The organism is Piscinibacter sp., from assembly GCF_047600445.1.
Lineage (GTDB): Bacteria > Pseudomonadota > Gammaproteobacteria > Burkholderiales > Burkholderiaceae_C > Piscinibacter.
The window spans coordinates 3,036,235-3,046,265 of record NZ_JASGKT010000002.1 but is presented as its reverse complement, the minus strand read 5'-3'; the positions used below and the strand labels follow the sequence as shown (position 1 = coordinate 3,046,265).

Below are 10,031 nucleotides of genomic sequence, written 5' to 3'. Positions count from 1 at the left end.
CAAGCCGACCTGCCACATCTTCGTCACCGTCGGCAACTGAGGGCGCAAGGAACACCATGGGACAGAAAATTCATCCGGTGGGCTTCCGTCTGCCGGTCACGCGTAGCTGGGCCTCGCGCTGGTACGCCTCGAACCAGAACTTCGCCGGCATGCTGGCCGAGGACCTGAAGGTTCGCGAATTCCTCAAGACGCGCCTGAAGAGCGCCGCCGTCTCGCGCATCCTGATCGAGCGTCCGGCCAAGAACGCCCGCATCACGATCTACTCGGCGCGGCCGGGCGTGGTGATCGGCAAGAAGGGCGAGGACATCGAGAACCTCAAGGCCGAACTGACGCGCCGCCTCGGCGTGCCGGTGGCGGTGAACATCGAGGAAGTGCGCAAGCCCGAGATCGACGCGCAACTCATCGCCGACTCGATCACCCAGCAGCTCGAGAAGCGCATCATGTTCCGCCGCGCGATGAAGCGCGCGATGCAGAACGCGATGCGCCTGGGCGCGCAGGGCATCAAGATCATGTCGTCGGGCCGCCTGAACGGCATCGAGATCGCGCGCTGCGAGTGGTACCGCGAAGGCCGCGTGCCGCTTCACACGCTGAAGGCCGACATCGACTACGGCTTCTCGGAAGCCAAGACCACCTACGGCGTGATCGGCGTGAAGGTGTGGGTCTACCGCGGCGACCGCCTCGGCCAGGGCGAAGCGCCCGCGGCCAAGCCGGAAGGCGAGGGCGACGACCGCCGTCCGCGCCGCGGCGCGCGTCCCGGCGCGCCGGGCGGCCGTGACGGCCGCGGCCGCGGCCCGGGCGCCGACCGCGCCCCGCGTCAGTCGGGCGCGCCCGCCGACGGCAGCGACAAGCCTGCCGTGGCGGCCGATGCGCCCAAGACCCCGGCCGTCAAGCGCGTGCGCAAGGTCGCCGCGCCGGGCGCCGAGGGCAAAGGAGAATAAGCCATGCTGCAACCCAATCGCAGGAAGTACCGCAAGGAGCAGAAGGGCCGCAACACCGGCATCGCCACGCGCGGTGCCGCCGTGTCGTTCGGCGACTTCGGCCTGAAGGCCACCGAGCGCGGCCGCCTGACGGCGCGCCAGATCGAAGCGGCGCGCCGCGCCATCTCGCGCCACATCAAGCGCGGCGGCCGCATCTTCATCCGCATCTTCCCCGACAAGCCGATCTCGCAGAAGCCGGCCGAAGTCCGCATGGGCAACGGCAAGGGCAACCCGGAATACTGGGTCGCCGAGATCCAGCCGGGCAAGGTGCTGTACGAGATCAACGGCGTGCCCGAGGCGCTGGCGCGCGAGGCGTTCACGCTCGCGTCGGCCAAGCTGCCGCTGAAGTGCACCTTCGTCGCACGCGCGATCGGCGCCTGAGGAGCAAGACCATGAAAGCATCTGAACTGCGCGCCAAGGACGTCGCCGGCCTCGAGAAGGAAGTCGGCGATCTGCTCAAGGCGCACTTCGGCCTGCGCATGCAGAAGGCCACCCAGCAGCTGAACAACCACTCGCAGCTGGGCAAGACCCGCCGCGACATCGCTCGCGCCAAGACCATCCTGGCCGAGAAGAAGAAGGAGGCTGCGAAGTGAGCGAAGCCCAGACCCAACAAGCGAAGAACACCCGCACGCTGATCGGCAAGGTGGTCAGCGACAAGCGCGCCAAGACCATCACCGTGCTGGTCGAGCGCCGCACCAAGCACGAGCTGTACGGCAAGATCGTCGGCAAGTCGAGCAAGTACCACGCGCACGACGAGCGCGGCGAATACAAGCTCGGCGACGTGGTCGAGATCGCCGAGAGCCGGCCGATCTCCAAGACCAAGTCGTGGGTGGTGACGCGCCTGGTGCAGAAGGCCGCGGCCGTCTGATTGCCAAGCTGGCGCACGAGGCCTTTGCGGGCCCTCGGGCGACACGGCCGGAACGCTGGAACACTGGCGGCCGGCCGTTTCCTTTTGGCCGCCAACACGGAAGGAGCAAGACGATGATCAAGGTCGGAGACAGGCTGCCCGCGGGCAAGCTTCAGGAATTCATCGAGGTCGAGGGCGACGGCTGCTCGCTCGGCCCGAACACCTTCGACGTGGAGTCGCTGGTCGCGGGCCGCCGAATCGCGATCTTCGGCCTGCCGGGCGCCTTCACGCCCACCTGCTCGGCCAAGCACGTGCCCGGCTACGTCGAGAAGTTCGACGAGCTGCGCCGCGCCGGCGTCGACGAGATCTGGTGCGTGTCGGTCAACGACGCCTTCGTGATGGGCGCCTGGGGCCGCGAGCAGCGCACCGCCGGCAAGGTGCGCATGATGGCCGACGGCAGCGCCGACTTCGCGAAGGCCACCGGCCTGACGCTGGACCTCTCGGCGCGCGGCCTGGGCCTGCGCTCGAACCGCTACTCGATGCTGGTGGTCGACGGCGTGGTCAAGGCGCTGAACGTCGAGGGCCCGGGCCAGTTCGAGGTCAGCGACGCCGGCACGCTGCTGTCCCAGGCGAAGCAGATCCTCTCGTGAGGATTTGACACAGGCTGCTGATTGCCTGCATAATCCGCAGCTTCGCCGAAAGTTCGGCCGCTTCCGTCGTGGGAGCGCCGGGCTTCGGATCCGCCCACACAACGGGCCCAAGACTGGCCGCGCAGGCAACTGCCGGTTCAAGTTGGGGACAGAACAATGATCCAAATGCAATCGCGACTCGACGTCGCGGACAACACTGGCGCGAAGTCCGTCATGTGCATCAAGGTGCTGGGCGGCTCCAAGCGCCGCTACGCCGGCATCGGCGACGTGATCAAGGTTTCCATCAAGGAAGCCGCGCCGCGCGGCCGCGTCAAGAAGGGCGAGGTCTACAGCGCCGTGGTCGTGCGCACCGCCAAGGGCGTGCGCCGCCAGGACGGCTCGCTGGTCCGCTTCGACGGCAACGCCGCCGTGCTGCTGAACGCCAAGCTCGAGCCGATCGGCACCCGCATCTTCGGGCCGGTGACGCGCGAGCTGCGCACCGAGCGCTTCATGAAGATCGTTTCGCTGGCGCCGGAAGTGCTCTGAGCGGCTGCAAGAAGGACAGGTCATGAACAAGATTCGCAAGGGCGACCAGGTCATCGTGCTGACCGGCCGCGACAAGGGCAAGCGCGGCACCGTGACGCAGCGCGTCGACGACGAGCGCCTCGTCGTCGAGGGCGTCAATGTGGTGAAGAAGCACGTCAAGCCGAACCCGATGAAGGGCACCACCGGCGGCGTCGTCGAGAAGTCGATGTCCATCCACCAGAGCAACGTGGCGATCTACAACGCGGCGACCGGCAAGGCCGACCGCGTGGGCATCAAGCTGCTGGCCGACGGCAAGAAGACGCGCGTCTACAAGTCCAGCGGCGAAGAGATCAAGGCCTGAGGGGATCACGAACATGGCTGAACAGCAAAGCGCCCGCCTGCAGGCGGTGTACCGCGAGAAGATCGTCCCCGAGCTGGTGAAGAAGTTCGGCTACAAGTCGATCATGGAGGTGCCGCGCATCACCAAGATCACGCTGAACATGGGCGTCAGCGAGGCGGTGGCGGACAAGAAGGTGATGGACAACGCCGTCGGCGACCTCACCAAGATCGCCGGCCAGAAGCCGGTGGTGACCAAGTCGCGCAAGGCGATCGCGAACTTCAAGATCCGCGAGAACGTGCCCATCGGCTGCATGGTCACGCTGCGCGGCGTGCGCATGTTCGAGTTCCTCGACCGCTTCGTGACGATCTCGCTGCCGCGCGTGCGCGACTTCCGCGGCGTCTCGGGCCGCTCGTTCGACGGCCGCGGCAACTACAACATCGGGGTGAAGGAGCAGATCATCTTCCCCGAGATCGACTACGACAAGGTCGACGCGCTGCGCGGGCTGAACATCAGCATCACGACGACTGCGAAGACCGACGACGAATGCAAGGCGCTGCTCGCCGCATTCAAGTTCCCGTTCAAGAACTGAGGTGGCCCGTGGCTAAACTCTCCCTCATCCAGCGCGAACTCAAGCGCGAGCAACTGGTCGCCAAGTACAAGAAGAAGTACGACGAGCTGAAGGCGATCGCCAACGACGCGAAGAAGTCCGACGAGGAGCGCTACGCCGCGCGCCTGGAACTGCAGAAGCTGCCGCGCAACGCCTACCCGAGCCGCCAGCGCAACCGCTGCGAGCTGACCGGCCGCCCGCGCGGCACGTTCCGCCAGTTCGGCCTGGGTCGCAACAAGATCCGCGAACTGGCCTTCAAGGGCGACATCCCCGGTGTCGTCAAGGCCAGCTGGTAATCGGCGCGCAAAGGAGCAATTCACATGAGCATGAGTGATCCCATCGCCGACATGCTGACGCGCATCCGCAACGCGCAACTGGTCGAGAAGACCAGCGTCGCGATGCCGTCGTCCAAGCTGAAGGTCGCGATCGCCAAGGTCCTGAAGGACGAGGGCTACATCGAGGACTTCGCCGTGCGCGGCGAGTCGGCCAAGCCCGAGCTGGAAATCGCGCTGAAGTACTACGCCGGCCGTCCGGTGATCGAGCGCATCGAGCGCGTCAGCCGCCCGGGCCTGCGCATCTACAAGGGCCGCCACGACATCCCGTCCGTGATGAACGGGCTGGGCGTGGCCATCGTCACCACGCCCAAGGGCGTGATGACCGACCGCAAGGCGCGCCAGGCCGGCATCGGCGGCGAAGTGCTCTGCTACGTGGCCTAAGGGGGAGTTCGAGATGTCTCGCGTGGGAAAGATGCCGATCGCCCTGCCGCAAGGCGTGGACGTGTCGGTGACGGCTGAGCAGATCAGCGTCAAGGGCTCGCTGGGCACGTTGGTGCGCCCGGTCAACGGTCTGGTCACGATCAAGAAGGAAGGCGGCTCGCTCGCGCTGGCCCCGGCCAACGACAGCGCCGAGGCCGACGCGATGAGCGGCACGATGCGCGCGCTGGTGTCCAACATGGTCACCGGCGTCAGCAAGGGCTTCGAGAAGAAGCTCACGCTCGTCGGCGTGGGCTTCCGCGCCGCCGCGCAGGGCCCGAAGCTGAACCTGCAGATCGGTTTCTCGCACCCGGTGGTCAAGGACATGCCCGCCGGCATCACGGTCACCTGCCCGACGCAGACCGAGATCGTGATCAAGGGCTCCGACCGCCAGGTGGTGGGCCAGGTCGCCGCCGAGGTGCGCGCGATCCGCCCGCCCGAGCCCTACAAGGGCAAGGGCATCCGCTATGCGGACGAGAAGGTGACCCTCAAGGAAACCAAGAAGAAGTAAGGAGCGACGACCATGACACTGAACAAGAAAGATCAGCGCCTGCGCCGCTCCCGCCAGACCCGGGCGCGCATCGCCAAGCAGGAAGTCGCGCGCCTGACGGTGCACCGCACCAATCTGCACATCTACGCCAGCGTCGTCTCCGACGACGGCACCAAGGTGCTGGCCAGCGCCTCCACCGCCGAAGCCGACGTGCGCAAGGAACTCGGCGCTGCTGGCAAGGGCGGCAACGTGGCCGCGGCCACGGTGATCGGCAAGCGCATCGCCGAGAAGGCCAAGGCCGCCGGCATCGACAAGGTGGCGTTCGATCGCGCGGGCTTCGCGTACCACGGCCGCGTCAAGGCGCTGGCCGAAGCCGCGCGTGAAGCCGGCCTGCAGTTCTGAGGAAACCGAACATGGCAAAGTTTCAACCCCGCGCGCAGACCGAAGGCAACGACGACGGTCTGAAGGAAAAGATGATCGCGGTGAACCGCGTGACCAAGGTCGTGAAGGGCGGCCGCACGCTGAGCTTCGCGGCGCTGACCGTGGTCGGCGACGGCGACGGCCGCATCGGCATGGGCAAGGGCAAGGCCAAGGAAGTGCCGGTGGCGGTGCAGAAGGCCATGGAGTCCGCGCGCCGCAACATGTTCAAGGTGCAGCTCAAGGACGGCACGATCCAGCACCAGGTGACCGGCGAGCACGGCGCCGCCAAGGTGCTGATGGCGCCGGCCAAGGCCGGTGACGGCATCATCGCCGGCGGCCCGATGCGCGCCGTCTTCGAGGTGATGGGCGTGACCGACATCGTCGCCAAGAGCCTCGGCTCGGCCAACCCGTACAACATGGTCCGCGCCACGCTGGACGCGCTGAAGAGCTCGACCACGCCGGCCGAGGTGGCCGCCAAGCGCGGCCTGACCGTCGAGCAGCTGTTCGGCTGACCGGCGCCCCGCGGAGAACTGACATGGCAGAGAAGAAGACCCTCACGGTGAAGCTGGTGCGCAGCGTCGCCGGCACGCGCGAGTCGCATCGCGCCACGGTGCGCGGCCTGGGCCTGCGCAAGCTCAACAGCGAGTCCACGCTGGAAGACACGCCGGCCGTGCGCGGCATGGTCAACAAGGTCTCGTACCTGGTGAAGGTGCTGTGATGGAACTGAACACGATCAAGCCCGCCGAGGGCAGCAAGAAGGCGCGCCGCCGCGTCGGCCGCGGCATCGGCTCGGGCCTGGGCAAGACGGCGGGCCGCGGCCACAAGGGCCAGAAGTCGCGCGCCGGCGGCTACCACAAGGTCGGCTTCGAAGGCGGCCAGATGCCGCTGCAGCGCCGCCTGCCCAAGCGCGGCTTCAAGTCGGCGCAGCTCAAGTTCAACGACGAGGTCACGCTGGCCGCGCTCGAGAAGCTCGGCGCGGCCGAGGTCGACCTGCTGGCGCTGAAGGCGGCCAAGCTGGTCAGCCAACTGGCGCGGACCGTCAAGGTGATCAAGCGCGGCGAGCTGACCAAGAAGGTCACGCTCAAGGGCATAGCCGCCACCGCCGGCGCCAAGGCCGCCATCGAGGCCGCCGGCGGCTCGGTGGCCTGACGCGCGCGCATCGCTTCGTTAGAACGAAGAACGGAACTCAGTGGCAACCAACGCGAATCAACTGGCCAAGAGCGGCAAGTTCGGCGACCTGCGTCGCCGGCTCGTCTTCCTGGTGCTCGCGCTCGTGGTCTACCGCATCGGCGCGCACATTCCCGTGCCCGGCATCGACCCGAACCAGCTCCAGCAGTTGTTCCAGGGCCAGGCCGGCGGCATCCTGAGCCTGTTCAACATGTTCTCGGGCGGCGCGCTGTCGCGCTTCACCGTCTTCGCGCTGGGCATCATGCCCTACATCTCCGCGTCGATCATCATGCAGTTGATGACCTACGTGGTGCCCTCGCTGGAGGCGCTGAAGAAGGAAGGCGAGGCCGGCCGCCGCAGGATCACGCAGTACACGCGCTACGGCACGCTGGGCCTGGCGCTGTTCCAGTCGCTGGGCATCGCGCTGGCGCTGGAGGGCTCGCCCGGGCTGGTGATCACGCCGGGCTTCGGCTTTCGCATGACGGCGATCGTGAGCCTGGTGGCCGGCACGATGTTCCTGATGTGGCTGGGCGAGCAGATCACCGAGCGCGGCCTGGGCAACGGCATCTCGATCCTGATCTTCTCGGGCATCGCCGCGGGCCTGCCCAGCGCGATCGGCGGCCTGTTCGAGCTGGTGCGCACCGGCGCGATGAGCATCATCGTCTCGATGTTCATCATCGCGCTGGTGGTGGTGGTGACCTACGTCGTGGTGTTCGTCGAGCGCGGCCAGCGCAAGATCCTGGTGAACTACGCCAAGCGACAGGTCGGCAACAAGGTCTACGGCGGCCAGTCGTCGCACCTGCCGCTGAAGCTGAACATGTCGGGCGTGATCCCGCCGATCTTCGCCTCGTCGATCATCCTGCTGCCGGCCACCGTGGTGGGCTGGTTCGCCACCGGCGACAGCCTGCGCTGGCTGAAGGACATCGCCAGCCTGCTGTCGCCCGGCCAGCCGATCTACGTGATGCTGTACGCCGCGGCGATCGTGTTCTTCTGCTTCTTCTACACGGCGCTGGTGTTCAACAGCCGCGAGACGGCCGACAACCTGAAGAAGAGCGGCGCGTTCATCCCGGGCATTCGCCCGGGCGAGCAGACCGCGCGGCACATCGACAAGATCCTGGCGCGGCTGACGCTGGTCGGCGCGGTCTACATCACGCTGGTGTGCCTGCTGCCCGAATTCCTGGTGCTGAAGTACAACGTGCCGTTCTACTTCGGCGGCACCTCGCTGCTGATCATCGTCGTCGTGACGATGGACTTCTGGGCCCAGGTGCAGAGTTACGTGATGAGCCAGCAGTACGAGAGCCTGCTGAAAAAGGCGAACTTCAAGGCGAGCTGAGATGGCGAAGGACGATGTCATCCAGATGCAGGGCGAGATCCTGGAGAACCTGCCCAACGCCACGTTTCGCGTGAAATTGGAGAACGGGCACGTCGTGCTCGGCCACATCTCCGGAAAGATGCGCATGCACTACATCCGCATCCTGCCGGGCGACAAGGTGACGGTCGAGCTGACGCCCTACGATTTGAGTCGGGCCCGGATCGTGTTCCGGGCCAAGTGAGCAGCCTGACGAGGGCTTAGGAGAAGAGCATGAAAGTCGCCGCTTCCGTCAAGAAGATGTGCCGCAACTGCAAGATCATCCGCCGCAAGCGCGTGGTGCGGGTGATCTGCACCGACCCGCGCCACAAGCAGCGTCAAGGCTGAGAACCGAAGGATTAGGACATGGCACGCATCGCTGGCATCAACATCCCGCCGCACAAGCACACCGAGATCGGCCTGACGCACATCTACGGCATCGGCCGCACGACGGCGCAGAAGATCTGCGACACGGTGGGCGTGGCGTACTCGAAGAAGATCAAGGACCTGACCGACGGCGACCTGGAGAAGATCCGGGAAGAGATCGGCAAGCTGACGATCGAGGGCGACCTGCGCCGCGAGATGTCGATCAACATCAAGCGCCTGATGGACCTCGGCTGCTACCGCGGCTTCCGTCACCGTCGCGGCCTGCCGGTGCGCGGCCAGCGCACCAAGACCAATGCGCGCACGCGCAAGGGCCCGCGCAAGTCGGGCGCCCTGGTCAAGAAGTAAGCAAGCATCGAACGAAGGTCACCGAACATGGCTAAGGCACCCGTCAACACCGCCGCGCGGCGCGTGAGCAAGAAGATCCGCAAGAACGTCGCGGACGGCATCGCGCACGTGCACGCGTCGTTCAACAACACGATCATCACGATCACCGACCGCCAGGGCGGCGCGCTGTCGTGGGCGTCGAGCGGCGGCCAGGGCTTCAAGGGCTCGCGCAAGAGCACGCCGTTCGCCGCCCAGGTGGCCGCCGAGGTGGCCGGCCGCGCCGCGCAGGAGCAGGGCATCAAGAACCTCGACGTGCGCATCAAGGGCCCGGGCCCGGGGCGCGAGTCGTCGGTGCGCGCGCTGGCCTCGCTGGGCATCCGCATCAACTCGATCTCCGACGTGACGCCGGTGCCGCACAACGGCTGCCGTCCGCAGAAGCGCCGCCGCATCTGAGCGCCGTTTTCCCCGGTCGGCGAGGCCGTTTCGGCATCGCCGACTTTTTCGCTTGTAAGCCCACCGCCTGAGCGCCCACAACAACAACCCGCCAGGCTCGCGCGAGAACCGCTCGCGCCAGATTGAACGAAGGACATCAACGTGGCACGTTACCTCGGCCCCAAGGCCAAACTCTCCCGCCGTGAAGGCACCGACCTGTTCCTGAAGAGCGCGCGCCGCCCGATCAGCGACAAGGCCAAGTTCGACTCCAAGCCCGGCCAGCACGGCCGCACCTCCGGCAGCCGCACCAGCGACTTCGGCCTGCAACTGCGCGAGAAGCAGAAGGTCAAGCGCATGTACGGTGTGCTCGAGCGCCAGTTCCGCCGCTACTTCGCCGAGGCCGAGCGCCGCAAGGGCAACACCGGCGCGACGCTGCTGACGCTGCTCGAATCGCGCCTGGACAACGTGGTCTACCGCATGGGCTTCGGCAGCACGCGCGCCGAGGCGCGTCAGCTCGTCTCGCACAAGGGCATCACGGTCAACGGCGAGGTGGTGAACATCGCCTCGTACTCGGTCAAGGCCGGCGACACCGTGGCGGTGCGCGAGAAGGCCAAGAAGCAGTTGCGCGTCACCGACTCGGTGAAGCTGGCCGAGGCGCAGGGCATGCCGGGCTGGGTGCAGGTCGACGCGAACAAGCTCGAGGGCGTGTTCAAGAAGGCGCCCGACCGCGACGAGTTCGGCGCCGACATCAAGGAAGCGCTGATCGTCGAGTTGTATTCCCGATAA

At 66.7% G+C, this 10,031-nt stretch carries 21 protein-coding genes; all 21 read left to right on the top strand.

Annotated elements, in window-relative coordinates:
* The first annotated feature begins 56 nt into the window (after window positions 1-56).
* Complete coding sequence (gene rpsC, locus QM792_RS18550; protein WP_415151575.1) at window positions 57-938, top strand: 30S ribosomal protein S3; 882 nt, start codon at window positions 57-59, stop codon at window positions 936-938.
* A 3-nt stretch (window positions 939-941) separates the two neighbouring features.
* Window positions 942-1,358, top strand: a complete 417-nt coding sequence (rplP, locus tag QM792_RS18545) for a 50S ribosomal protein L16 (RefSeq protein WP_293439097.1) — start codon at window positions 942-944, stop codon at window positions 1,356-1,358.
* Between the two features lie 11 nt (window positions 1,359-1,369).
* Window positions 1,370-1,570, top strand: a complete 201-nt coding sequence (rpmC, locus tag QM792_RS18540; RefSeq protein WP_293439095.1) for a 50S ribosomal protein L29 — start codon at window positions 1,370-1,372, stop codon at window positions 1,568-1,570.
* Window positions 1,567-1,845, top strand: a complete 279-nt coding sequence (rpsQ, locus tag QM792_RS18535; protein ID WP_415151574.1) for a 30S ribosomal protein S17 — start codon at window positions 1,567-1,569, stop codon at window positions 1,843-1,845. The genes rpmC and rpsQ overlap by 4 nt, the downstream gene beginning before the upstream one ends.
* 113 nt (window positions 1,846-1,958) lie before the next feature.
* On the top strand, window positions 1,959-2,474 hold the full coding sequence (locus tag QM792_RS18530; RefSeq protein ID WP_415151573.1) for a peroxiredoxin: 516 nt from the start codon (window positions 1,959-1,961) through the stop codon (window positions 2,472-2,474).
* Between the two features lie 156 nt (window positions 2,475-2,630).
* Complete coding sequence (rplN, locus tag QM792_RS18525; protein WP_209384869.1) at window positions 2,631-2,999, top strand: 50S ribosomal protein L14; 369 nt, start codon at window positions 2,631-2,633, stop codon at window positions 2,997-2,999.
* A gap of 22 nt (window positions 3,000-3,021) precedes the next feature.
* The gene (gene rplX / locus QM792_RS18520) at window positions 3,022-3,339 is read left to right on the top strand and encodes a 50S ribosomal protein L24 (RefSeq protein WP_415151572.1); all 318 of its coding nucleotides are present in this window, start codon (window positions 3,022-3,024) and stop codon (window positions 3,337-3,339) included.
* 13 nt (window positions 3,340-3,352) lie between these two features.
* On the top strand, window positions 3,353-3,907 hold the full coding sequence (rplE, locus tag QM792_RS18515) for a 50S ribosomal protein L5 (RefSeq protein WP_415151571.1): 555 nt from the start codon (window positions 3,353-3,355) through the stop codon (window positions 3,905-3,907).
* A gap of 8 nt (window positions 3,908-3,915) precedes the next feature.
* Window positions 3,916-4,221, top strand: a complete 306-nt coding sequence (gene rpsN / locus QM792_RS18510; protein ID WP_415151570.1) for a 30S ribosomal protein S14 — start codon at window positions 3,916-3,918, stop codon at window positions 4,219-4,221.
* A 24-nt stretch (window positions 4,222-4,245) separates the two neighbouring features.
* Complete coding sequence (rpsH, locus tag QM792_RS18505; RefSeq protein WP_415151569.1) at window positions 4,246-4,641, top strand: 30S ribosomal protein S8; 396 nt, start codon at window positions 4,246-4,248, stop codon at window positions 4,639-4,641.
* A 13-nt stretch (window positions 4,642-4,654) separates the two neighbouring features.
* A complete protein-coding gene (rplF, locus tag QM792_RS18500) occupies window positions 4,655-5,188 on the top strand; it encodes a 50S ribosomal protein L6 (protein ID WP_415151568.1) in 534 nt (177 codons plus the stop codon).
* 12 nt (window positions 5,189-5,200) lie between these two features.
* Entirely contained in the window at window positions 5,201-5,569 is a 369-nt protein-coding gene (gene rplR / locus QM792_RS18495; protein ID WP_415151567.1) for a 50S ribosomal protein L18, read from the top strand.
* Window positions 5,570-5,580: 11 nt separating this feature from the next.
* Complete coding sequence (rpsE, locus tag QM792_RS18490) at window positions 5,581-6,099, top strand: 30S ribosomal protein S5 (protein ID WP_415151566.1); 519 nt, start codon at window positions 5,581-5,583, stop codon at window positions 6,097-6,099.
* 23 nt (window positions 6,100-6,122) lie between these two features.
* On the top strand, window positions 6,123-6,305 hold the full coding sequence (gene rpmD / locus QM792_RS18485; protein WP_415151565.1) for a 50S ribosomal protein L30: 183 nt from the start codon (window positions 6,123-6,125) through the stop codon (window positions 6,303-6,305).
* Window positions 6,305-6,736: a 50S ribosomal protein L15 gene (rplO, locus tag QM792_RS18480; RefSeq protein ID WP_415151564.1), complete on the top strand. Its 432-nt coding sequence runs from the start codon at window positions 6,305-6,307 to the stop codon at window positions 6,734-6,736. The genes rpmD and rplO overlap by 1 nt, the downstream gene beginning before the upstream one ends.
* A gap of 40 nt (window positions 6,737-6,776) precedes the next feature.
* The gene (secY, locus tag QM792_RS18475) at window positions 6,777-8,087 is read left to right on the top strand and encodes a preprotein translocase subunit SecY (protein ID WP_415151563.1); all 1,311 of its coding nucleotides are present in this window, start codon (window positions 6,777-6,779) and stop codon (window positions 8,085-8,087) included.
* 1 nt (window position 8,088) lies between these two features.
* The gene (gene infA / locus QM792_RS18470; RefSeq protein ID WP_009855680.1) at window positions 8,089-8,307 is read left to right on the top strand and encodes a translation initiation factor IF-1; all 219 of its coding nucleotides are present in this window, start codon (window positions 8,089-8,091) and stop codon (window positions 8,305-8,307) included.
* A gap of 29 nt (window positions 8,308-8,336) precedes the next feature.
* Entirely contained in the window at window positions 8,337-8,450 is a 114-nt protein-coding gene (gene rpmJ, locus QM792_RS18465) for a 50S ribosomal protein L36 (RefSeq protein WP_415151562.1), read from the top strand.
* Between the two features lie 18 nt (window positions 8,451-8,468).
* Window positions 8,469-8,834 carry a 30S ribosomal protein S13 gene (gene rpsM, locus QM792_RS18460; protein ID WP_293439005.1) on the top strand — a complete coding sequence of 122 codons (366 nt, stop codon included), beginning with the start codon at window positions 8,469-8,471 and terminating at the stop codon, window positions 8,832-8,834.
* Between the two features lie 27 nt (window positions 8,835-8,861).
* Window positions 8,862-9,266 (top strand): 30S ribosomal protein S11, encoded by a 405-nt coding sequence (gene rpsK, locus QM792_RS18455; protein ID WP_415151561.1) that lies wholly within the window; start codon window positions 8,862-8,864, stop codon window positions 9,264-9,266.
* A 141-nt stretch (window positions 9,267-9,407) separates the two neighbouring features.
* Window positions 9,408-10,031, top strand: a complete 624-nt coding sequence (gene rpsD, locus QM792_RS18450; RefSeq protein WP_415151560.1) for a 30S ribosomal protein S4 — start codon at window positions 9,408-9,410, stop codon at window positions 10,029-10,031.

Bases quoted from the DNA above. Each gene is read 5' to 3' on its own strand.
- rpsC (WP_415151575.1), top strand. From the start codon at position 57: ATGGGACAGAAAATTCATCCGGTGGGCTTCCGTCTGCCGGTCACGCGT.
- rplP (WP_293439097.1), top strand. From the start codon at position 942: ATGCTGCAACCCAATCGCAGGAAGTACCGCAAGGAGCAGAAGGGCCGC.
- rpmC (WP_293439095.1), top strand. From the start codon at position 1,370: ATGAAAGCATCTGAACTGCGCGCCAAGGACGTCGCCGGCCTCGAGAAG.
- QM792_RS18530 (WP_415151573.1), top strand. From the start codon at position 1,959: ATGATCAAGGTCGGAGACAGGCTGCCCGCGGGCAAGCTTCAGGAATTC.
- rplN (WP_209384869.1), top strand. From the start codon at position 2,631: ATGATCCAAATGCAATCGCGACTCGACGTCGCGGACAACACTGGCGCG.
- rplX (WP_415151572.1), top strand. From the start codon at position 3,022: ATGAACAAGATTCGCAAGGGCGACCAGGTCATCGTGCTGACCGGCCGC.
- rplE (WP_415151571.1), top strand. From the start codon at position 3,353: ATGGCTGAACAGCAAAGCGCCCGCCTGCAGGCGGTGTACCGCGAGAAG.
- rpsH (WP_415151569.1), top strand. From the start codon at position 4,246: ATGAGCATGAGTGATCCCATCGCCGACATGCTGACGCGCATCCGCAAC.
- rplF (WP_415151568.1), top strand. From the start codon at position 4,655: ATGTCTCGCGTGGGAAAGATGCCGATCGCCCTGCCGCAAGGCGTGGAC.
- rplR (WP_415151567.1), top strand. From the start codon at position 5,201: ATGACACTGAACAAGAAAGATCAGCGCCTGCGCCGCTCCCGCCAGACC.
- rpsE (WP_415151566.1), top strand. From the start codon at position 5,581: ATGGCAAAGTTTCAACCCCGCGCGCAGACCGAAGGCAACGACGACGGT.
- rpmD (WP_415151565.1), top strand. From the start codon at position 6,123: ATGGCAGAGAAGAAGACCCTCACGGTGAAGCTGGTGCGCAGCGTCGCC.
- rplO (WP_415151564.1), top strand. From the start codon at position 6,305: ATGGAACTGAACACGATCAAGCCCGCCGAGGGCAGCAAGAAGGCGCGC.
- infA (WP_009855680.1), top strand. From the start codon at position 8,089: ATGGCGAAGGACGATGTCATCCAGATGCAGGGCGAGATCCTGGAGAAC.
- rpmJ (WP_415151562.1), top strand. From the start codon at position 8,337: ATGAAAGTCGCCGCTTCCGTCAAGAAGATGTGCCGCAACTGCAAGATC.
- rpsM (WP_293439005.1), top strand. From the start codon at position 8,469: ATGGCACGCATCGCTGGCATCAACATCCCGCCGCACAAGCACACCGAG.
- rpsK (WP_415151561.1), top strand. From the start codon at position 8,862: ATGGCTAAGGCACCCGTCAACACCGCCGCGCGGCGCGTGAGCAAGAAG.